At 70.5% G+C, this 21830-nt stretch carries 16 protein-coding genes and 1 tRNA gene; 6 read left to right on the top strand and 11 right to left on the bottom strand.

Annotated features, from left to right (window positions below; translation table 11 throughout):
* The first annotated feature begins 1 nt into the window (after position 1).
* On the top strand, positions 2-586 hold the full coding sequence (locus tag ACWFRJ_RS08610; protein ID WP_453525880.1) for a response regulator: 585 nt from the start codon (positions 2-4) through the stop codon (positions 584-586).
* Positions 587-645: 59 nt separating this feature from the next.
* Here the strand turns inward: ACWFRJ_RS08610 and ACWFRJ_RS08605 are convergent, their stop codons facing one another.
* Complete coding sequence (locus tag ACWFRJ_RS08605; RefSeq protein WP_453525877.1) at positions 646-2535, bottom strand: AMP-dependent synthetase/ligase; 1890 nt, start codon at positions 2533-2535, stop codon at positions 646-648.
* Between the two features lie 218 nt (positions 2536-2753).
* A complete protein-coding gene (lepA, locus tag ACWFRJ_RS08600) occupies positions 2754-4625 on the bottom strand; it encodes a translation elongation factor 4 (RefSeq protein ID WP_453525874.1) in 1872 nt (623 codons plus the stop codon).
* Between the two features lie 269 nt (positions 4626-4894).
* On the opposite strand from lepA, the gene rpsT reads away from it, so the two are divergent.
* On the top strand, positions 4895-5161 hold the full coding sequence (gene rpsT, locus ACWFRJ_RS08595) for a 30S ribosomal protein S20 (protein WP_361189105.1): 267 nt from the start codon (positions 4895-4897) through the stop codon (positions 5159-5161).
* A 241-nt stretch (positions 5162-5402) separates the two neighbouring features.
* On the opposite strand, the gene holA is transcribed toward rpsT, so the two are convergent.
* Entirely contained in the window at positions 5403-6386 is a 984-nt protein-coding gene (gene holA, locus ACWFRJ_RS08590; protein ID WP_453525871.1) for a DNA polymerase III subunit delta, read from the bottom strand.
* A gap of 86 nt (positions 6387-6472) precedes the next feature.
* Between holA and ACWFRJ_RS08585 the strand changes: the two genes are divergently transcribed.
* Positions 6473-6718, top strand: a complete 246-nt coding sequence (locus ACWFRJ_RS08585; RefSeq protein ID WP_453525868.1) for a hypothetical protein — start codon at positions 6473-6475, stop codon at positions 6716-6718.
* A gap of 24 nt (positions 6719-6742) precedes the next feature.
* Here ACWFRJ_RS08585 and ACWFRJ_RS08580 read toward each other — a convergent pair whose 3' ends face one another.
* From ACWFRJ_RS08580 to leuS, 6 genes are all read right to left on the bottom strand, one after another.
* Positions 6743-7690 carry a YceI family protein gene (locus tag ACWFRJ_RS08580; RefSeq protein ID WP_453527124.1) on the bottom strand — a complete coding sequence of 316 codons (948 nt, stop codon included), beginning with the start codon at positions 7688-7690 and terminating at the stop codon, positions 6743-6745.
* Positions 7691-7829: 139 nt separating this feature from the next.
* Positions 7830-10448, bottom strand: coding sequence for a ComEC/Rec2 family competence protein (locus ACWFRJ_RS08575; protein WP_453525865.1), 2619 nt, complete (start codon positions 10446-10448; stop codon positions 7830-7832).
* Positions 10449-10492: 44 nt separating this feature from the next.
* Positions 10493-11287 carry a helix-hairpin-helix domain-containing protein gene (locus tag ACWFRJ_RS08570; protein WP_453525862.1) on the bottom strand — a complete coding sequence of 265 codons (795 nt, stop codon included), beginning with the start codon at positions 11285-11287 and terminating at the stop codon, positions 10493-10495.
* 773 nt (positions 11288-12060) lie between these two features.
* Positions 12061-12906, bottom strand: coding sequence for a DegV family protein (locus ACWFRJ_RS08565; RefSeq protein WP_453525859.1), 846 nt, complete (start codon positions 12904-12906; stop codon positions 12061-12063).
* 99 nt (positions 12907-13005) lie between these two features.
* Positions 13006-13758: a hypothetical protein gene (locus ACWFRJ_RS08560; protein ID WP_453525856.1), complete on the bottom strand. Its 753-nt coding sequence runs from the start codon at positions 13756-13758 to the stop codon at positions 13006-13008.
* A 171-nt stretch (positions 13759-13929) separates the two neighbouring features.
* Complete coding sequence (gene leuS, locus ACWFRJ_RS08555) at positions 13930-16839, bottom strand: leucine--tRNA ligase (RefSeq protein WP_453525854.1); 2910 nt, start codon at positions 16837-16839, stop codon at positions 13930-13932.
* 436 nt (positions 16840-17275) lie between these two features.
* Here leuS and ACWFRJ_RS08550 point away from each other — a divergent pair, with 436 nt between their 5' ends.
* Positions 17276-18514, top strand: coding sequence for a cytochrome b/b6 domain-containing protein (locus tag ACWFRJ_RS08550; RefSeq protein ID WP_453525851.1), 1239 nt, complete (start codon positions 17276-17278; stop codon positions 18512-18514).
* Positions 18511-20106 (top strand): ferredoxin, encoded by a 1596-nt coding sequence (locus ACWFRJ_RS08545; protein WP_453525848.1) that lies wholly within the window; start codon positions 18511-18513, stop codon positions 20104-20106. Before ACWFRJ_RS08550 ends, ACWFRJ_RS08545 begins: the two co-directional genes overlap by 4 nt.
* An 86-nt stretch (positions 20107-20192) precedes the next feature.
* Here ACWFRJ_RS08545 and ACWFRJ_RS08540 read toward each other — a convergent pair.
* A tRNA-Ala gene (locus ACWFRJ_RS08540) sits at positions 20193-20265 on the bottom strand.
* 111 nt (positions 20266-20376) lie between these two features.
* Between ACWFRJ_RS08540 and ACWFRJ_RS08535 the strand changes: the two genes are divergently transcribed.
* Positions 20377-21618, top strand: a complete 1242-nt coding sequence (locus ACWFRJ_RS08535) for a glycosyltransferase 87 family protein (protein WP_453525845.1) — start codon at positions 20377-20379, stop codon at positions 21616-21618.
* Here the strand turns inward: ACWFRJ_RS08535 and ACWFRJ_RS08530 are convergent.
* On the bottom strand, positions 21597-21830 hold the full coding sequence (locus ACWFRJ_RS08530) for a hypothetical protein (protein WP_016643127.1): 234 nt from the start codon (positions 21828-21830) through the stop codon (positions 21597-21599). The genes ACWFRJ_RS08535 and ACWFRJ_RS08530 overlap by 22 nt on opposite strands.

The raw sequence follows: 21830 nt of genomic DNA, 5'->3' as shown, positions 1-21830 counted from the left end.
CATGAGTACTGAGGTCATGACCGACAACCGCGCGAGCATCCTCCTTGTCGACGACATGGAGGACAACCTGATGGCGCTCGAAGCCGTCCTGGGTTCGCTCAACGAGCCGCTGGTGCGCGCGCGTTCGGGCGAGGAGGCGATGAAGGCCCTCTTGCGGCAACGATTCGCCGTGATCCTCCTGGACGTACGCATGCCGGGAATGGACGGCTTCGAGACCGCGTCGAACATCAAACGGCTCGACCAGACCAAAGACGTGCCCATCATCTTCCTGACGGGCACCGACAACGACGCGGGCTATGCCTTCCGGGGCTATGCGACGGGCGCCGCGGACTACCTCACCAAACCGTTCGACCCCTGGGTGCTGCGGTCCAAGGTCACCGTCTTCCTCGAACTGCACCGCAAGAACCAGCAGTTGGAGAAGATCCTGGCGCGCGAGCAGCAGCAGTTCGCCGAGCTGGCGGCCCGCCTCTCGGCGATCGAGGCGCACATGGCCGCGAGCAGCCTGGGCGACGTACTCGAACTGCGCCACCACGTGACGCACATGGAGGACCTGGTGAACGAGATGCGGCGCGGGCGGAGCGTCTGACCCATCTGACCCATGGGCCGGACACTCCGGACGCTCCGCCCGCGTACGGGAGTTGAGGCTCAGGCCTCGCGCGATCCCGCGTACATCTCGTCGATCAGGTGCTGATACTCCCGCTCGACGACAGGGCGCTTCAGCTTCAGGCTCGGCGTCAGTTCGCCGTGCTCGATGTCCAGGTCGCGGGGCAGCAGCTTGAACTTCTTGATGGTCTGCCAGCGCTGGAGGCCTTCGTTGAGCTGCTTCACATAGCCCTCGATGAGCTCGACCGTCGCCGGGGCCGCGACCACGTCGGCGTAGCTCTTGCCGTCCAGGCCGTTGTCCTTGGCCCACGCCAGGATGGCCGGCTCGTCGAGCGAGATCAGGGCGGTGCAGAAGTTCCGGTCGGCGCCGTGCACCAGGATGTTGGAGACGTACGGGCAGACGGCCTTGAACTGGCCCTCGACCTCGGCGGGCGCGATGTACTTGCCGCCGGACGTCTTGATCAGGTCCTTCTTGCGGTCGGTGATCCGGAGGTAGCCGTCCTCGGACAGCTCGCCGATGTCCCCGGTGTGGAACCACCCGTCGGACTCGAGGACCTCGGCCGTCTTCTCGTCGAGGCCGTGGTAGCCCTCCATGATGCCGGGGCCACGCAGCAGGATCTCGCCGTCGTCCGCGATCCGGACCTCGGTGCCGGGCAGCGGCTTGCCGACGGTGCCGGTCCGGTAGGCCTCGCCGGGGTTGACGAAGGAGGCGGCGGAGGACTCGGTGAGTCCGTAGCCCTCCAGGATGTGGATGCCCGCACCGGCGAAGAAGTAGCCGATGTCGGGTGCGAGCGCGGCCGACCCGGAGACGGCGGCGCGCAGGCGTCCGCCGAAGGCCTCCCGCAGCTTGGAGTAGACGAGCGCGTCGGCGACCTTGTGCTTGGCGCCGAGCGCGAAGGGCACGGACGCGTTGCCGGTCCTGCGGAAGTTGTCCTGGCTGACCTTCGCGTACTCGCGGGAGACGTCGGCCGCCCACAGGAAGATCTTGTACTTGGCGCCGCCACCGGCCCGCGCCTTGGCCGCGACCCCGTTGTAGACCTTCTCGAAGATGCGCGGCACGGCGGCCATGTACGTCGGCTGCACGACCGGCAGGTTCTCGATGATCTTGTCGACGCGGCCGTCGACCGCGGTGACGTGACCCAGCTCGATCTGCCCGGAGGTCAGCACCTTGCCGAAGACGTGCGCGAGCGGCAGCCACAGGTACTGCACGTCGTCCGGGCCGAGCAGACCGGTCGACGCGATGGCCTTGGCCATGTACGACCAGTTGTCCTGCGGCAGGCGCACGCCCTTGGGGCGGCCCGTGGTGCCGGAGGTGTAGATGATCGTGGCGAGCTGATCCTTGGTGATCGCCGCGATCCGCTCCTTGACGGCCTCGGGGTTCTTCTCCAGATGGGCGGCGCCGCGCGCCTCCAGGTCGGCGAGCGTGAGCACCCAGCCTTCGGGGTCGCCCTCGGCGGGTCCTGCGCCCTCTGTGTCGATCACCACGACGTGCCGGAGATCGGGCAGCTCGGCGCGCTTCTCGCGGGCCTTGGCGAGCTGTGCGGCGTTCTCGGCGATGAGGACCCGGCTGCCGGAGTCGGCCAGGATGTAGGTGGACTCCTCGGCATTGGTCTGCGGATACACCGTGGTGGTGGCCGCGCCCGCGCAGAGGATGCCGAGGTCGGCGAGGATCCACTCGACGCGCGTGGACGAGGCGAGCGCCACCCGGTCCTCGGGGGCGAGGCCGAGCTCGATCAGGCCCGCGGCGATGGCGTAGACGCGCTCGGCGGCCTGCGCCCAGCTCAGCGACTTCCATTCGTCGGGGCCGTCGCCCGAGGCCGCCGGCACTGGGTAGCGGTAGGCCTCTGCATCGGGCGTGGCCGCCACGCGCTCAAGGAAGAGATGCGCCACGGACGGCGGACGGTTCTCGATCAAGGTCTGTGTGTCGCTCACGACATCCTCCGGACCCGCGACATGGCGGCGACTGGCTGGCGGCTGCTGGTCTTGTTTAACTTGCGAGTAACCTACGAGCAGTGATCAGAGTAGAGCGCTGAAGCCCAGCGCGTAAGGGGCTTCTGCCTGTCACTTCATACAAGAACGGGTCCGCCGCGCAAGAGCGCGACGGACCCACTGAGATGCCTCTGTGCCGTCCGTGCCGGACGGGGCCAGAGTTACTTCTTCGCCTTGCCCGGACCACTGTCGTCGCTGGAGAGCACCGCGATGAAGGCTTCCTGCGGCACCTCGACGGAGCCGACCATCTTCATGCGCTTCTTGCCCTCCTTCTGCTTCTCGAGCAGCTTGCGCTTACGGGAGATGTCACCGCCGTAGCACTTGGCGAGCACGTCCTTGCGGATGGCGCGGATGGTCTCGCGGGAGATGACCCGGGAGCCGATGGCGGCCTGAATGGGGATCTCGAAGGCCTGCCGCGGGATGAGCTCCCGCAGCTTGGCCACGAGCCGTACGCCGTACGCGTACGCGGCGTCCTTGTGCGTGACGGCGGAGAACGCGTCGACGCGGTCGCCGTGCAGCAGGATGTCGACCTTCACCAGATCGGCGGACTGCTCGCCGGTGGGCTCGTAGTCAAGCGACGCGTAACCCCGGGTCTTGGACTTCAGCTGGTCGAAGAAGTCGAAGACGATCTCGGCGAGGGGGAGGGTGTAGCGGATCTCCACCCGGTCCTCGGAGAGGTAGTCCATGCCGAGGAGGGTGCCGCGGCGGGTCTGGCAGAGCTCCATGATCGAGCCGATGAACTCGCTGGGCGCGAGGAGAGTGGCGCGTACGACAGGCTCGTAGACCTTGTCGATCTTGCCCTCGGGGAACTCGCTCGGGTTGGTGACCGTGTGCTCGGTGCCGTCCTCCATGTCCACGCGGTAGACCACGTTGGGGGCGGTGGCGATCAGGTCGAGCCCGAACTCGCGCTCGAGGCGCTCACGGATCACGTCGAGGTGCAGCAGACCCAGGAAGCCGACGCGGAAGCCGAAGCCGAGCGCGGCCGAGGTCTCCGGCTCGTAGACCAGGGCTGCGTCGTTGAGCTGCAGCTTGTCGAGGGCCTCGCGCAGGTCCGGGTACTCCGAGCCGTCCAGCGGATAGAGACCCGAGAAGACCATCGGCTTCGGGTCCTTGTAACCGCCGAGGGCCTCGGTCGCGCCCTTGTGCAGGGAGGTGATCGTGTCACCGACCTTGGACTGACGGACGTCCTTCACGCCGGTGATGATGTAGCCCACCTCGCCGACGCCGATGCCGTCGGACGGGGTCATCTCGGGGGACGACACACCGATCTCGAGCAGCTCGTGCGTGGCCCCGGTGGACATCATCCGGATCCGCTCACGCTTGTTGAGCTGGCCGTCGACGACACGTACGTACGTCACGACGCCCCGGTAGGAGTCGTACACCGAGTCGAAGATCATCGCGCGCGCGGACGCGTCCGCCACACCGACCGGAGGCGGAACCTCGGCGACGACCTTGTCGAGCAGCGCCTCGACGCCCATGCCGGTCTTCGCGGAGACCTTGAGGACGTCCTCAGGGTCGCAGCCGATGAGGTTGGCGAGCTCCTCCGAGAACTTCTCCGGCTGGGCGGCCGGCAGGTCGATCTTGTTGAGCACGGGAACGATCTTGAGGTCGTTCTCCATCGCCAGGTAGAGGTTGGCGAGAGTCTGCGCCTCGATGCCCTGCGCCGCGTCGACGAGGAGGACCGTGCCCTCACATGCCGCGAGCGAGCGCGACACCTCGTACGTGAAGTCCACGTGCCCCGGGGTGTCGATCATGTTGAGAATGTGGGTCTTGCTCTGCTCGGGCCCCTCCAAGGGGGCCCAGGGCAGACGCACCGCCTGGGACTTGATCGTGATGCCGCGCTCACGCTCGATGTCCATGCGGTCGAGGTACTGGGCGCGCATCTGCCGCTGGTCGACCACACCGGTCAGCTGGAGCATGCGGTCGGCGAGCGTGGACTTGCCGTGGTCGATGTGCGCGATGATGCAGAAATTACGGATCAGAGCCGGGTCGGTACGGCTCGGCTCGGGCACATTTTTAGGGGTCGCGGGCACGCAGGGTCCTGTCTCTTGAGGCGCCTGTCGCCTCGGGTCGGATCTATACGTAGATTCCATGGTCCCATGGGTGGGGCACTGCGCCCGGATCGGGCAGGTCAGGGCGGGGGGACGAGCCCGGATTGGGTCGGTCGTGGGGCGGCTGGTAATCTGGGCAGCTGTGTCTCCTGACCCTCTCGGTCCCTCGCGGTTCTGATGGCCCTGAGGCACGTGTCAGACAAACTCATCTGCAGTACCTCTGCAGTACCTGAACCTGAAAAGGCTCTTTCGTGGCGAACATCAAGTCCCAGATCAAGCGGATCAAGACCAACGAGAAGGCGCGTCAGCGCAACAAGGCGGTCAAGTCTTCTCTGAAGACCGCGATCCGCAAGGCCCGCGAGGCCGTTGCCGCGGGTGACACCCAGAAGGCCGTCGAGGCGACGCGTGCAGCTTCGCGCGAGCTCGACAAGGCCGTCTCCAAGGGCGTCATCCACAAGAACCAGGCCGCCAACAAGAAGTCGGCGCTTGCTTCGAAGGTCGCGACCCTCCAGGGCTGAAGCTCTTGCCCCGGCTCGCCGGGGCTCTGATCAATCCTCCCGCGAGGGTAATTCGAGCCCTCTACCTCGAATCGCGGACAGACCACGCAGTACGCCACGCTGCGACGATGCCCCCGGCCCACTCCGGGGGCATTGCTGTGTCCGGGGTGCCTTGCAGGGGGCCCGTAAGGGGCACGGGGAACTGCGCGACCAGCTACGGCGGGCCCGCGGCTTCGAAACCGGCAGCCTCAGCGGGGAAGCCTCAGCGATGCGACCGGGCAGCGCGGGCAATGGTGACGACGGCCTTCTCCAGGGCGTACTCAGGATCATCGCCCCCGCCCTTGACCCCCGCGTCAGCAGCCGCGCAAGCCTGCAGAGCCACCGCCACCCCGTCCGGCGTCCACCCCCGCATCTGCTGCCGGACCCGGTCGATCTTCCAGGGGGGCATGCCCAGCTCACGGGCGAGGTCGGCGGGCCGCCCACCCCGTGCGGACGAGAGCTTCCCGATGGCCCGCACGGCCTGTGCGAGCGCGCTGGTGATCAGGACGGGGGCGACGCCGGTCGACAGGGACCAGCGCAACGCTTCGAGCGCTTCGGCGGCCCTGCCCTCCACGGCACGGTCGGCCACGGTGAAGCTGGAGGCCTCGGCGCGGCCCGTGTAATAGCGGCCGACGATCGCCTCGTCGATCGTGCCCTCGACGTCCGACACCAGCTGGGACACCGCCGACGCGAGCTCCCGCAGATCGCTGCCGATCGAGTCGACCAGGGCCTGGCACGCCTCCGGCGTCGCCGAACGGCCCAGGGCACGGAACTCACTCCGTACGAACGAGAGCCGGTCGGCGGCCTTGGTCATCTTGGGGCAGGCGACCTCGCGGGCCCCGGCCTTGCGGGCGGCGTCGAGCAGCGCCTTGCCCTTGGCGCCGCCCGCGTGCAGCAGGACGAGGGTGATCTCCTCGACCGGGGACCCGAGATACGACTTCACGTCCTTGACCGTGTCGGCCGACAGATCCTGCGCGTTACGGACGATCACGACCTTGCGCTCGGCGAAGAGCGAGGGGCTCGTCAGCTCGTCGAGCGTGCCGGGCTGCAACTGGTCGGAGGTGAGGTCGCGCACGTCCGTGTCCGCGTCGGCAGCACGGGCAGCCGCGACCACCTGCTGCACGGCGCGGTCGAGGAGGAGGTCCTCCTGGCCCACGGCGAGCGTGAGAGGGGCAAGCGGGTCGGCGGTATCTGTCTTCCTGGCCATCGCGGTAAAGCATCCCACGCGGCACTGACAGCCCGTCCCGTGCGGCCGGTTCCCGGAAGGATCGCCCCGTACCGGAGAATGGGGCGGTGACCGACGTACGACATGTCCTGGTGCTGCCCGACCGCGATGCCGCGGAAGAAGTGGCGGAAGAACTCCCCGACCGTTTCGGCGTGCGCGAGCAGCCGCAACTGGTCCGCGACGCCCTGGCCGGCGAGGACGACGCCGAGGACGCCCAGTGGCTCGTCGTGATCGAGGACCCCGAGCGGCGTCTCGACCGCTCGGCGCTCGACGAACTGGCGGCGGAGCACGAGGGCTGGCTCGAAGCTCCCTGACGGGACCCGCTCAGAGGTCCGGCGTCAGCTCTTGGGCAGGACCTGGATGTCGAGGTCGATCGTGATGCTGGGGCCGACCGCCGCGATGCCGCGGGCGAGCATGGTCTGCCAGTTGATCGTGAAGTCGTCGCGGTGCAGCTCGGTGGAGGCGCGGCAGGCGACTCGGGTCTCACCCTCCAGGCCGTGGCCCACCCCGAGGTACTCCGTCTCGAGCGTGACCGTACGCGTGACGCCGTGCAGCGTCAGGCCGCCCGTGATCGCCCAGCGGCTGCCGCCCTTGTGCACGAAGCGGTCGCTGTAGAACTCCATCGTCGGGAAGCGCTCCACGTCGAGGAAGTCACCGGAGCGCAGGTGGTCGTCCCGCATCTTCACCGCGGTGTCGATGGAGGCGGCGTCGATGACGACGTGCATCGCGGAGTCCTCCATGCGCTCCCCTAGCCGTATGACACCCGCGAAGCTGTTGAACCGGCCGTGGATACGGGCAAGCCCGATGTGCCGCGCGGTGAAGGCGATCGAGGTGTGCTGGGGGTCGATCTCCCAGTCGCCGGGCTCGGGCAGCGCCGGGGGCTGAGCTATCTGGAGCATGACGTCACCGAGGGAGGCGTGCGCGCTCTCCCCGACCGTGGCGTTCGCCCGGTACGGAGTGAACCCCTCCGCCGAGACCGCCAAGCGGTACTCCCCGGCGGGAACAGTGGCGACGAACGAACCGAACGGGTCGAGCCCGCCGCCGACGACCTTGCGCCCCTTGGCATCGCTGACCGAGAACTCCGCGTGCCGCACGGGCTCATTGACGGGATCGAGCACCCGGCAGCTGAGCACGCCCGCGTTGGGCGGAATCGCCACGGCGGACAAGGGCCCTCCGACCCGTCCTGCCCGGCCTGTCAGCCCTGCGCCACCGGCTCCTCCTGCTCCACCGGCCCGATCGGTCCGACCGGCTCGGTTCCTGCGGTCTCCCAGCCAACGGCCGAACATATGCGACACACCCCCGCGCACCTTGACAACTCCTGTCCCGAAGGGGCATTCGATCACCGTTGCGGCATTCGATGCAACACGAACCCACTTCGCTGCAATTCGGTCGAGGCCGACGGACTGGACCAAGCGGCCTGGATCGCTAGGGCGCTCGCGTGGCCACCTCCAGCCTGGGAGCCGCATCGCCCGCCGACGGAGCCGCCGATCTGCCGGTCGGCCCGACGACCGCGATCGAGCCGTTCGTATCCGTCCGCAGCACCTCCGCTCCCCCGGCCCGCAACGCCGCGACCGTGCGGGGCGCCGGGTGCCCGTACGTGTTGTCCCTGCCACAAGAAATGAGAGCGAGGCGCGGCGCGGTCCGCCGCATGAGTCCGGGGTCCTGATAGGCCGAGCCGTGATGGGCGACTTTGAGCACGTCCACGGGAGGCAGCGCCGCCACGGCCGGGGTGCGTGACAGGGCTCGCTGGGCGGGCGGCTCCAGATCGCCGAGCAGGAGCAGGGTCACTCCCTTGGCACGGACGAGCAGGGTGACGCTGGCGTCGTTCGGGCCATCGGGGGTCGGCACCGGGCCCGCGCCCTCCGCCGCGGGCCAGAGGACCTGCCAGTCGAGTGCGCCGCCGCCCGCACGGCGCCGCTCCCCCGCCACGGCACGGGTCACCGGAATCCGATGGGCGGCCGCCTGATCACGTACGAACTTCGCCTGTTCGGGTGGCTCTTGATACCCCGTCGTCTGGATCGCCCCGACCGAACGCCCCCGCAGCACGCCCGGCAGGCCCGCCACGTGGTCCGCGTGGAAGTGGGTCAACACGACGAGCGGCACACGGGTCACGCCGAGCAGACGCAGACAGCGGTCCACGAGCACCGGGTCAGGACCCGCGTCGACGACCACTCCCGCCCCGTCACCGGCGGCGAGCACGGTGGCATCACCCTGGCCCACATCGCACATCGCGAACCTCCAGCCGGGCGGCGGCCAGCCCGCGATCACCCGGACGAGGGGCGGGGGTTGCACGATCGCGAGGAGGAGCAGCAGAGCGCAGGCCGCGCTGAGCCAGGGGTGCCTGATGAGCCTGCGGCCGACCAGCACCACGCCGACCGTGGCCAGGGCGAGCAGCAGACCACCACGCCAGCCGCCGGGCCAGTCGACTCCGCTCCCCGGCAGAGCCGCACCCGTGCGCGCGATGTCCGCGATCCACGCGGCGGGCCAACTGGCGAACCAGGCGACGAACTCGGCGACCGGCATGGCCAATGGAGCCGTCGCGAGCGTGGCGAAGCCGAGAACCGTGGCGGGCGCGACGGCCACCTCCGCGAGGAGGTTGCAGGGGATCGCCACCAGGCTCACCCGGGCCGCCATGACGGCGACGACGGGCGCGCACACCGCCTGCGCCGCACCCGCGGCGGCCAACGCCTCGGCCAGGCGCGGGGGAACCCGCCGTCTTTGAAGGGCAGCACTCCACCTGGGGGCGAGGGTGAGCAGGGCGCCGGTGGCAAGGACGGAGAGCAGGAACCCGGGACTGCGGGCCAGCCACGGGTCGTACAGGACGAGCAGCAGTACGGCTGCGGCCAGGGCCGGGATCAGCGACCGACGCCGTCCGGTACCGATGGCGAGCAGCGCGATCACCCCGCAGGCCGCGGCCCGCAACACGCTCGGGTCCGGTCGGCAGACGATGACGAAGCCGAGCGTGAGGGCGCCGCCGATCAGCGCGGTCGCCCGCAGCGGGATCCCGAGGCGTGGCGCGATACCCCGCCGCTCGGCGCGCTGAGCAAGACCCGGCGGGCCGATGAGCAGCGCGAGGACGATCGTGAGATTGGCCCCGCTCACGGCGAGGAGGTGCGTCAGATCGGTTGCCCTGAAGGCCTCTTCCAGCTCGGGCGGCACGCGGGAGGTGTCCCCGACGACGAGACCGGGCAACAGTGCCCGCGCATCGGGCGGCAGCCCATCGGTGGCCTCCCGCAGCCCGCCCCGCAACCGCCCCGCCAGGCGCTGCGGCCCTGACGGGTCCTCGATCACCCGCGGCGTCTGCTCTCCGGCCACCCGGACCACCGCCGCGACCCGGTCACTCTGCGGCAAGGGAGGCGACAGGCTCGCCCGGACGCGCAGCCTGGTGGAAGGCAGGAGCGCGAGCCAACGCGCCTTGCTCCAGGGGCCGGCGGATTCTCCGCTGTCGGCCGCGCTCTTACGGCCACGTCCGTCCCCCTCTCGGTCCTCCGCGAAGACCAGGGCCGGGGTGCGGGTCAGCGAGGTCTTGCCGTCATGCGTCGTGACCCGGACGATCTCCGCGTCCAGCATCACGGAAGGCGGCGCGGCCTGGGCTCCCATGACGCGGGGCCGGGTGAGCCGGGGATCGGATGTGACCTCCAAATCCACCTCCGCCTCGGCATATTGGTGGGCCAGCGCCGGGACCGGGTCCCGGCGCAGGTCGGCCCCGTGCAGCGCCGCGGCGGTAGCGCCCGCCGCAGCGCAGAGGAGGACAGCCGCCGCCGAGACCCGCCGCCAGGGGTGCTGCCCCTCACCCGCCGGCCGCCCCCGCACCGTCCACGCCACCAACAGGGCGCCTGCCACCCCCACGCAGACCGCCACTGCTGCGATCACCCATCGGGGCGGTGCGTCCAGCGCCAGGGCCGCCGTTCCCCAAGACGCGAGGGCGGGTGGCACGAGGCGCAGGTCCGGCGGGCCCTCCTGGCGCGGGTGAGCGTCCCCGAGGCGGCGCCCGGCATGGGCGTCAGCGGTGGGGTCGCCCGGGGCTGTTGAGGCTCCGGACATCGCGGCCGCCCGACTCCTCGACTCAGCAGTCCTGCTCCTCGGCCTCATGGCCGCACGAGGTTCTGCAGGTCCGCGTAGCGCCTGTCGCCGATTCCGTCGACCTCGCGCAGCTCGTCCACCGCGCGGAAACCGCCGTGTTCCGTGCGGTAGTCGATGATGTGCTGGGCCAGCACGGGGCCTACGCCGGGCAGTTCGTCGAGTTGCTCGGCTGTGGCCGTGTTGAGGCCTACCGGCGCGGTGGGACTCGCTCCCGTCGGCCCGGCGCCCGCCTCCGCGCCAGGCACTGCCGGAGCCGCCGGAGCCGCCGGGGCACCCACGGCCACTTGTTCGCCGTCGATGAGCAGGCGGGCGCGGTTGAGTCCGTCCGTGTCCGCACCGGGGCGAACCCCGCCCGCGGCCTTCAGCGCGTCGGCGACCCGGGAACCCGCGGGGAGCCTCAGAATCCCGGGGCTGCGGACCTTGCCGCTGACGTCCACGACGACCCTGCCGCCGCCCGCGCCGGGAATGCCACCTGCGCCGCCCTCTTCCGGGGAGGCTGGGGCTCCCGGTGACGGAGACGGCTCCGCACCCCGATCGGGTGCCGCACCGACCACGTCCGGCGCCCGCACCGGCTGCGTACGCCCTGACCAGAAGTGCTGGGCGGCGAAGACCGCGGCAAGGGCGAGGACCACCGCGAGGGCGACCAGGCTCCGCCGCTCAAGACCGCACCGCAGCTGCAGCCACAAGGGCAACCGCTCCCGCACGGCAAGCCCCACCCGCCCCCGCAACGGCGCCACGAACTCACCACCGGCTGCGGGCGACGCCGATTGTTGCTGAGCCTGGTCCCGGGGCTGCGACACCGACCGAGGTTGCGACACGATCTTGGCGGGCCGCACGGCCTGCGACTGCGCCGACGGCATCGTCGCAGCCTCGGGTTGCACCGCGGCCCGCTGCCGCGCCTGAGCCACTGCGACATCCTGCACCCGCGGCACAGCCCGACGCCTCCGCACGGTCCGTGCCGGAGAGGGCGCCACCGTCTCCGCCTCGGACCACGACGCAGCACGCGAGGGCAGCCCGGCCTGCGGCTGCGGAACAGTCCCCGACTGCGGCACCGCCGCCCGACACGGCCGCACGTCCCGCGAGAAGGACCCGGTCTGCGCCTGCGCCTGCCCCGCCTCCTCCAGCACCGGCTGACGCCATCGCGCGCCCTGCCGCTCTGGATGCGACACCGGCCCACCCCGCACCCGCCCCGCGGGCTCCAAGCCCTCTTCGTCACCCGCCCGTTCAGGCTCGCTGAAGAGTGACTCCGTGCGCTGCCGTAACGCCAGCGCACGCGCACGCGCCCGTGCCTCCCCTGAAGCGTGTCTGCGCCTTGCCGCCCGTCTGCGGGCCTGGCCGTATCGCTCGGGGCCGCCGGACGCGGGGACGCGGCCGTCGGATGCCGGGCCGCGCCCCGGTCCGCTCGTGGCGACAGGTGTCCGTGAAGGTGATCGAAGTGCCATGCCGACGACGCTAGACACCGCGGCGGAATCTTGTTGATCTTGGTCAATTCCCGTGGATTACCGGGCAGTTGTGGATAACCCCATCACCCGCGAGAAGGACCACGAGCCATCCTCACCTCACCGCCCATCGCTCACCAGGGCGAAACCACAGCCCCCAACAACCCGGGCCCCGTATGCGCCCCGATCACCGCCCCGACCTCGCTGACATGCAGCTCCGCAAGGCCGGGCACCCGGTCCCTGAGCCGGTCCGCGAGGGTCGAGGCCCGTTCGGGCGCCGCCAGATGATGCACCGCGATGTCGACGCGGTCCGCGCCGGCCCGCTCGATCACGATCTCCTCGAGGCGGGCGATCGCCTTGGACGCCGTCCGCACCTTCTCCAGCATCTCGATGCGCCCGCCGTCCAGCTGAAGCAGCGGCTTCACGGCAAGGGCCGAGCCCAACAGCGCCTGCGCGGCGCCGATCCGGCCGCCCCGGCGGAGATAGTCCAGGGTGTCGACGTAGAAGTACGCGGACGTGTTCGCGGCCCGCTTCTCCGCCGCGGTCACCGCCTCGTCCACCGAGCCGCCGGACTCGGCCGCCTCCGCCGCCGCCAGCGCGCAGAAGCCCAGGGCCATCGCGACCATGCCGGTGTCCACCACCCGGACCGGCACCGGCGCGTCCTTCGCCGCGAGGGCCGCCGCGTCGTACGTGCCCGAGAACTCGGCGGACAGATGCAGCGAGACGATGTCCGTCGCGCCCGACTCTGCGACCTTGCGATAGGTCTGGGCGAAGACTTCCGGGCTCGGCCGCGAGGTGGTCACAGAGCGCCGCTTCTGCAGCGCCAGGGCGAGGGAGCGGGCGGAGATCTCGGTGCCCTCTTCGAGCGCCTGGTCGCCGAGGACCACCGTCAGGGGTACCGACGTGATGCCGTGCCGCTCCATCGTCCGCTGCGGCAGATAGGCCGTTGAATCCGTGACGATCGCGACATGACGGGACATGCGGTGGAGATTACCTGCCTGGGCCCGACGGCGGCAGCCCGACCCCTTGCGGTCCAGTCTGCCATTCGTACTCCCGGCCCTGCCGCATCACCCTCGCGGTCATGTCGTGCTCTCGGGCCTTGCCTGCTTCTCCCAGGGATAGGAGGGTCGCTTCGTCGGAGGCGTGATGGCGGGCCGCGCCTGCTCCTCCGACGCGGACGACCCCGGCTCCTGCGACGGCTCCGTCCACGTCTGCTCCGCACTCTTGTCCGCGTCCGCCGCCTGCTCGGGCTCGGGCCACGCGGCGGGGGTCTGTGCGGGCGCGGGCTCCTTCGTCCAGTGCCGCAGCGCGCCCGTCTCCAGGTCGATCTGCGAGCTCAGCGATTCCAGATCGTCGTCCGCGAAACGGTGGGCCCTTTCACGCACCGCCCACCGCAGCGAGTCCGCCGACTTGGTGATCTGCGTCGTACGCTCGCGCAGCGCGGGGAGCCGCTGGGCCAGGGATTTCTTGTCCGGGTCCCGCTCAAGGCGCCTGAGCTCTTCGTCCAGCTCGTGGCCGTGCGCGCTGAGCCGCTCGAAGAGCCCCAGGGACTCCTTCAGCGAGACGTCCTCGACGACGCCCGCCTGCAGGGCGTCCTGCGTGGCCCGCATCGACGTACGCAACGAGAGCCTCAGCTGGGCCACTTCGGCGGCCGGGCCCACCTGCGCGAAGCTCCGCGCGCGCAGCGTCGTGTCCTCCACCGACCGGCGCGCCTGCGAGATCGTGCGGTCCACGCCGCGCTTGGCGGCGCCGACCGCCTTCACCGTCATGTACACACCAAAGACCAGAAACAGCACTACGAGCAGCGCCACGATCACGCCCACGGCCTCCATGACGCTCCTCCCGGGTCCTGCGGCGAGTTCCGCACCGACCCTTCCACGGTAAACGCAAAGGGCAGGCCGAGGGTTCCAGTGGAACCCCCAACCTGCCCGTAGGGGACTACCCTCATGCCCCTCGCCTACCGCGTGCCTCTAGGACGGGACTGGGCCGGGACTGGGCCAGGACTAGGCCGGGACGATGTTCACCAGCTTCGGTGCCCGCACGATGACCTTGCGGATCCCGGCACCGTCCAGCGCCGCCACAACCCTCTCGTCACCCAGGGCCACCTTCTCCAACTCCTCGTCCGAGATCGACGGGGAGACCTCCAGGCGCGCCCTGACCTTGCCCTTGATCTGCACGACGCAGGTCACGGTCTCGTCCACGACGTACGCCGGATCGGCCACGGGGAAGTCCTGGTGGACGACCGAGTCGGTGTGGCCCAGCTTGCGCCACAGCTCCTCGCCGACGTGCGGGGCCAGCGGAGCGACCAGCAGCACCAGACGCTCGGCGACCGGGCGCGGCAGCGTCCCGCCCTCCTTGGTCAGGTAGTTGTTCAGCTCGGTGATCTTGGCGATGGCGGTGTTGAACCGCATGCCCTCCAGGTCCTGGCGCACGCCGTCGATCGCCTTGTGCAGGGCGCGCAGCGTGCCCTCGGCGACGTCGGACTCCGCGGCGTCCGCGACCGTGGCCTCACCGGTCGACTCGTCGACGATCAGACGCCACATGCGCTGCAGCAGGCGGTACTGGCCGACCACCGCGCGCGTGTCCCACGGGCGCGAGACGTCCAGCGGGCCCATCGCCATCTCGTACAGACGCAGGGTGTCCGCGCCGTACTCATCGCAGATCTCGTCCGGGGTGACCGCGTTCTTCAGGGACTTGCCCATCTTGCCCAGCTCGCGCTTGACCGGCTCGCCCTCGAAGAAGTACTGCCCTTCGCGCTCCTCGACCTCGGTGGCCTGGACCGGGAAGCCACGGCTGTCGCGGTACACGTAGGCCTGGATCATGCCCTGGTTGAACAGCTTGTGGAACGGCTCGCAGGACGAGATGTGTCCCAGGTCGAACAGCACCTTCGACCAGAAGCGGGCGTACAGCAGGTGCAGCACCGCGTGCTCGGCGCCGCCCACGTACAGGTCGACGCCGCCCGTGGGCTGACCCTCGCGCGGGCCCATCCAGTACTGCTCAATGGCCGGGTCGACCAGCTTCTGGTCGTTGTGCGGGTCCAGGTAGCGCAGCTCGTACCAGCACGAACCGGCCCAGTTGGGCATCGTGTTGGTCTCGCGGCGGTACTTCTTGGGTCCGTCGCCCAGGTCCAGGGTGACGTTGACCCAGTCCTGGTTGCGGGACAGCGGAGTCTCCGGAGAGGTGTCCGCGTCGCCCGGTTCGAAGGTCCGCGGGGAGTAGTCGTCGACCTCCGGCAGCTCCAGGGGCAGCATCGACTCGGGCAGCGAGTGGGCGATGCCGTCCTCGTCGTAGACGATCGGGAAAGGCTCGCCCCAGTAGCGCTGGCGGCTGAACAGCCAGTCGCGCAGGCGGAAGTTGACGGTGCCCTCGCCGATGCCGCGGGTGGCCAGCCAGCCGGTGATGCGCGCCTTGGCGCCGGTCACGTCCATGCCGTCCAGCGAGATCTCCTGGTTGGCGGAGTTGATCAGCTTCGCCTCGTAGGAGGAGAAGGCCTCGTCCCACGTCGACGTGTCGGTGCCGCGGTCGTCGGACGGCTCGACCACGCAGCGCATCGGCAGGTGGAAGGCGCGCGCGAAGGCGAAGTCACGGCTGTCGTGCGCCGGGACTGCCATGATCGCGCCGGTGCCGTAGCCCATCAGGACGTAGTCGGCGATGAAGACGGGGACCTGCTCGCCGCTGACCGGGTTGGTGGCGTAGACGCCGGTGAAGACGCCGGTCTTCTCCTTGGCGTCGGCCTGGCGCTCCACGTCGGACTTGGAGGCGGCGAACGCGCGGTACTTGGCGACGGCCTCGGCCGGGGTGGCGTGCCCGCCGGTCCACGTCTCGTGGGTGCCCTCGGGCCAGGCGTCGGGGACGACCCTGTCGACCAGCTCGTGCTCGGGCGCCAGGACCATGTAGGTGGCGCCGAACAGGGTGTCCTGGCGGGTAGTGAAGACGGTGATGGCCTCGTCCCCGGAGCCGACAGGGAAGTCGACGCGGGCGCCCTCGGAGCGGCCGATCCAGTTGCGCTGCTGCAGCTTGATGGCCTCGGGCCAGTCCAGGCCGTCCAGGTCGTCGATCAGGCGGTCCGCGTACGCCGTGATGCGCATGTTCCACTGGCGCAGCTTGGCCTTGAAGACGGGGAAGTTGCCGCGCTCGGAGCGGCCGTCGGCGGTGACTTCCTCGTTGGCCAGGACGGTACCCAGGCCGGGACACCAGTTGACGGGGGCGTCGGAGGCGTACGCCAGGCGGTACTCGCTCAGCAGGTCGGCGCGCTCGTTGGCCGTCAGCTCGCTCCACGCGCGCGTGGTGCCCGGTACGGCACGCTCACCGCTGTCGAACTGCGCGACCAGGTCGGCGATCGGGCGGGCCCTCTTCGCCTCCCCGTCGTACCAGGAGTTGAAGATCTGTACGAAGATCCACTGGGTCCACTTGTAGTAGTCCGGGTCGATCGTCGCGAAGGAGCGGCGCTTGTCGTGGCCCAGGCCCAGAGCGCGCAGCTGCGTCTTCATGTTCTGGATGTTGGCCTCGGTGGAGACCCGGGGGTGCGTGCCCGTCTGCACGGCGTACTGCTCGGCGGGCAGACCGAAGGCGTCGAAGCCCAGGGTGTGCAGGACGTTGTGGCCCGTCATGCGCTGGAAGCGCGCGTAGACGTCCGTGGCGATGTATCCCAGCGGGTGGCCGACGTGCAGGCCCGCTCCGGAGGGGTACGGGAACATGTCCATGATGAACTTCTTGGGCTTGGCGACCAGCGCGGCCTGCGCGGCAGAACCCTCGGCGGCCGCCGCCAGGTCGCCGCTCGGGTTCGGCGCCTCGTACGTGCCGTCGGCGTCCCAGAAGTCCTGCCAGCGTGCCTCGATCTCGGCGGCCAGGGCAGCCGTGTAGCGGTGCGGCGCGGCCACCTCGGCGGCGGCAGCGGAATTCGTCTCGCTCATGATTCTCAAAGCTCCATCGATCGTCTCTGCCTGCGGAAATGACCGTCCTGGCCAAATGAAAAAGCCCCTCACACAGGAGGGGACGCCGCGCCGATGCCGACCGCGATTTTCCGGCGGTCGGGACTGATCAGCGCGGCCCGCTAAGCAGAAGGCGTACGGCACGCATGGCGTCAGGGTACCGCAGCGCCCGCGCGGCTCGCGACGAGGTTCCACCGCGCCGCTCCACGCCATCCCTTGGCCCGCTGGAGGCCTGGACTGACCCGCCGGAGGCCCGGAAACCCGACCTTTGGCCAAAGGTTACCCCGCGTACCGACCCCTATCGGGGCAACACCAAGATCGCATCGCGTTTAGATAACGACGCAATAACTCAAACCCCGTACTCACTGGTATGCGGCCACTTAGCATGCGGCGATCGAGCCATTTCGGAGTCGCCCCCATGAACTCTCTGAATCCTCCTCACAAAACCCGCACCAACCGCACCAACCGCAAGAGCCGCAAGAGCCGTTCGTTCGCAGCCTTCCCCGAACCGAGCAGAACCACGCGCGGAGTCCTGACCACCGCCGCACTCCTGCTCATACCCCTGCTCGTCATAGTCGGGAGCGACGCCTTCCGCGCCGCACTCGACTTCACCACCGGCGTCCTGTCCCTGGTCTCCCTGACCGCCGCCGTCGTCTGGGGCCTGGTCGCCACCGACCGGCTCTTCCTGCACTCCCGTCAGCGACTGCTCGCCCAGGCCGTGCACCGGGCCACCGCCGTCGCCTCCATCGGCTTCCTCCTGCTGCACGTCAGCGTCAAACTCGCGCTCGACCACGTGTCGCCGGTCGGCGCACTCATCCCCTTCGGGCTCGGCTTCTCCGGCAGCGACGGCCTCATCGGCCTCGGCTCGCTCGCCGGGCTCCTGATGGTGGTCACCGGCGTCACCGGGGCCCTGCGCAGCGCCTTCGCGTCGCCGGCCCAGGTCGCGTCGCGCTGGCGGGCGCTGCACATGCTCGCCTACCCCGCCTGGTGTTCGGCGCTCGTCCACGGTCTTTACGCGGGACGCGCTCCCAAGCCGTGGGTGATCGCCCTGTACAGCCTCTGCCTGGTCGCCGTCGCGGGCGCGGTCGCGTTGCGCGCGGCCCCGCTCCCGGTCAAGCGGAAAGTGGCCGCCCGGATCCTGGCCCTCCTCGAACCGGAGCGCAGGGCGGGCGGCAGGGAGTCCGTACGCCGGGACACCACCGAGTCCCCGCTCCCCGGTACGGCCACCGATCCCGGCCGCGCCCCCGAATCCGTACCCGACCCCCCGGTGGTCGGCATCGCGGCGGCCTACCGCGTCCTCGCCTCCACCAACCAGCCCACGCAGGTCATCCCCCGCACCGATCCCCCGATGGATCCCCCGCCCCGCTGGCCGTCCCCGTCCCCGCCTCCCCCGGCCGAGGCCCCGCACATTCCGTACGACACCTCGTACGACACCCACACCACGGCGTACGACTCCCCTGACGCCGCCTACCGCTCCCACGACGCCGCGTACGACCCGCAGTACGACGCGGCCCACAACCCCCCGTACAGCCCTCCGTACGAGGCCCCGTACCAAGCCCCGTACGACAGCGGTCCCGCCACCGAACCGCTGCCCCACACCTTCCAGGCGCCGAGTTCGGGCGAGCCCTGGAACGCCGCCACCGGAGGACCCAAGTGAACGCGTCGCTGCCCGACGTCCCCGAAGTCCGCGTCGTCGGGCTTCCGCTCCTGACCTCGGGCTTCGATCTGGTCGAGCGCCTCGATCTGGCGATGCACCTGAAGGTGCACGGCCCGCTCGAGCCCATGGCGGGCGAGTCCCTCGCCGGCCTCTCCGAGGCCATCTCGCTGCGCGGCAGGGGCGGCGCGGGCTTCCCCTTCGCCAAGAAGCTGCGCGCGGTCGCCGACGCGGCGATACGTCGCGGAGTGCGCCCCGTGGTCGTCGTCAACGGCAGCGAGGACGAACCCGCCTGCCGCAAGGACACCGTCCTGATCAACCGCGCCCCGCACCTCATCCTCGACGGCGCCCTCCTTGCCGCCGAGGCCCTGGGCGCCCGCACGCTCGTGGTGGGCGTGACCCGGGACTCCACCGAGTCCTCGATGCTCGCGGCACTCGCCGAGCGCGGCCTCACCAACCGGCGCGGATCGACCATCCGCGCGCGCGTGCAGCGCAATCCGGTGCGCATGGTGACCGGAGAGTCCTCCGCCCTGGTGCGCTCGGCGGACGGCGGGCCACCGATGCCGCCGGGGCGCAAGGTGCGTACCTCCGACTCCGGAGTGGGCGGCGCGCCCACGCTCCTGTCCAACGCCGAGACCTTCGCGCAGCTCGCGGTCGCCGCCCGGATAGGCGCCGACCGCTACTGCCGCACCGGCCTGCGGGAAGAGCCCGGCACAGTGCTGCTCACCGTCTCCGGAGCCGTCGCGAGGCCCATGGTGGTCGAGGTCCCCACGGGAGTGCCCCTGCGGTACGTACTGCAGCTCGCCGGCGCCCCGCCGCTCCCCCAGGGCGTCCTGACGGGCGGCTATCACGGCAAGTGGCTCGACGCGGTGACCGCTCATGACGCGGTCGTCTCACGCGCCTCCCTGGAGGCCTGCGGCGGCGCGCTCGGCGCGGGCGCGATCCTGCCGATCGGTCCGGGCACCTGTCCGCTCGGGGAAGCGCTGCACGTGGCGAACTGGCTGGCCGGCGAGAGCGCGGGGCAGTGCGGCCCCTGCTATCTGGGGCTCCCGGCGGCGGCCCGCGGTCTCGCGGACGTCCTGGACGGCGGCGGTCCCACCGCTCTGGAGGCGCTGCGCGAGGTGACACGGGCCGTGAAGCGGCGCGGCGCCTGCAAGCACCCGGACGGCACGGCGGCCTTCATCGACTCCAGCATCTCGGCGTTCACGGACGACCTCGCCGCGCACGTCCTGGGCGGCGGCTGCGGCCGCCCCGTGGAGGGCGTCCTGCCGCTCCAGGAAGAGGTCCCGCAGGCCGAGGCCCCCAGCGGCCGCAGGCTCGCCGTCGACTGGACGCTCTGCCAGGGTCACGGGCTGTGCGCGGACATCGTCCCCGAGCTGATCCAGCTGGGCCCCGACGGCTTCCCCTCGGTGGCGGAAGCGTCCGTACCGCGCTACTCCGAAGCGCGTGCCGCACGCGCCGTACGCCGCTGTCCCGCACTCGCCCTGCGCATCGAGGAGGACCCGTCCGCGCCCTCGCCGCGCACGGCACTCCCGCTCGCGCTTCCGCCGGGCCGCGGCCGTGGCCGCAGAGCGCTCGGCAGCGGACGGCAATGACCCCCTAGGAGACACCTCTAAGGGACACCTCTAGGAGACACACGAAAGCGGGCCACCCGATCCGGGTGGCCCGCTCTCATTTGCTGTGGAGCTAAGGAGAATTGAACTCCTGACCTCCTGCATGCCATGCAGGCGCTCTACCAACTGAGCTATAGCCCCTTGCTTGTCCGCCCGGTTCCCCCGGCGACTTCGTAAACATTACACGGTCCTCCCCGTGCTCCACCAAATCGTTTCCGGTCTGTACGGATACGGCCGGTACTGTCAGCCTTCGTGACCGTGATCGCGCTTGCCGGCGCCCGCCGCCGCATGCCCCTCGCCGCCGGGGTGTGCCTGCTCTCCTTCACGGCCTTCTGGCTCGCGCAGCGCGCCGCGGACGTCTCGATGATCGACCTGATGGTCTACCGGGCCGAGGGCGAGACCGCGCGCGCGGGCGGCGACCTCTACGCACTGCGCACCACCGAGGCCCACCTGCCCACCACCTACCCGCCGTTCGCCGCCCTGCTGTTCACCCCGCTGACGCTCCTGGACACGGCGGACATACGCACACTGGCGACCCTGGGGAACCTGCTCCTCCTGGTGGCCTTCGCCCACCTCTCCCTGCGCCTCATCGGGCCCACCCGGAGCACCGAGAGCACCGAGACCGCCCTGTGGGTGTCCGCGCTCGCCGTCTGGGCGGAGCCGGTGTGGACGACCCTGCGGTACGGCCAGATCAATCTGCTGCTCGCCGTCCTGGTCCTGTGGGACCTGTCACGCCGCCCCGGTCACCGCTGGGCGGGCCTGGGCATCGGCATCGCGGCGGCGATCAAACTCACGCCCGCGCTCTTCGTGGTCTTCCTGCTGCTCACCGGCGCCGCCGAGGCCGTACGGCGCGGAAACTGGCGCCCGCCCGTGCGCCACGCGTGCGTGGCGGGCGTCTCGTTCGCCGGGGCGACGCTGCTCGCGGCCGCCGTCCTGCCGCACGACTCCTGGCGCTTCTGGACCCGGATGGTCTTCGAGGCGGGCCGGGTCGGGCTCCCCGAGGACACCGCGAACCAGTCGCTGCGCGGGGCCCTGGCGCGCCTCCTGCACACCGACGAGCCAGGCGCCTGGTGGGCGGTGGCCGCGGCGGTGGCCTGCGCGCTCGGTCTCGCGGTGGCGGTGCGCGCGGCGCTGCGCGGGGAGCGCGCCCGGGCGGCGGTGGCCTGCGCGGCGACGGCGCTCCTGGTCAGCCCGGTGTCGTGGTCGCACCACTGGGTGTGGTGCGTGCCGATGGCGCTGCTCCTGTGGACGGATGCGGTGCGCCGGGGCAGCCGGGCCCGGTGGGCGGCCACCGGCGCCGTGGTCCTCGTCTTCTGTTCGTACGCCCTGTGGTGGGTTCCCCATGGCGTGGGGCGGCTTGAACTCGACCAGAATTATGGCGAGATGACGCTGTCCGCCCTCTACGTAGGGACCGCTCTCGCGTTCCTGCTGCAAGGGGCTATGAGAAATCGGAGACCGGATCCGATCAGGGATCAAGCCGTGGCGAAGGAATAGAAGCGCTTGAGCGTGCAGTGTTCGTCGAGCAGCCGTCCATAGATCGGCTCCCCTTCGAGCTCGCGGTACGTCTCGATGGGGTCGCCCTTTATGATCAGCGCCCGCGCGCACTCCTCGCACCAGTACTGGTAGTCCGGGTTGACCGGTTCCATGTCGCGGACGATGGGCGTACCACTGCCGCACCAGTCGCACTTCCGCCTGTGTGCACCCAT

This window comes from Streptomyces sp. NPDC055239 (assembly GCF_053606205.1).
The sequence above is the reverse complement of the archived record's forward strand: the minus strand, read 5'-3'. Positions and strand labels throughout refer to the sequence as shown.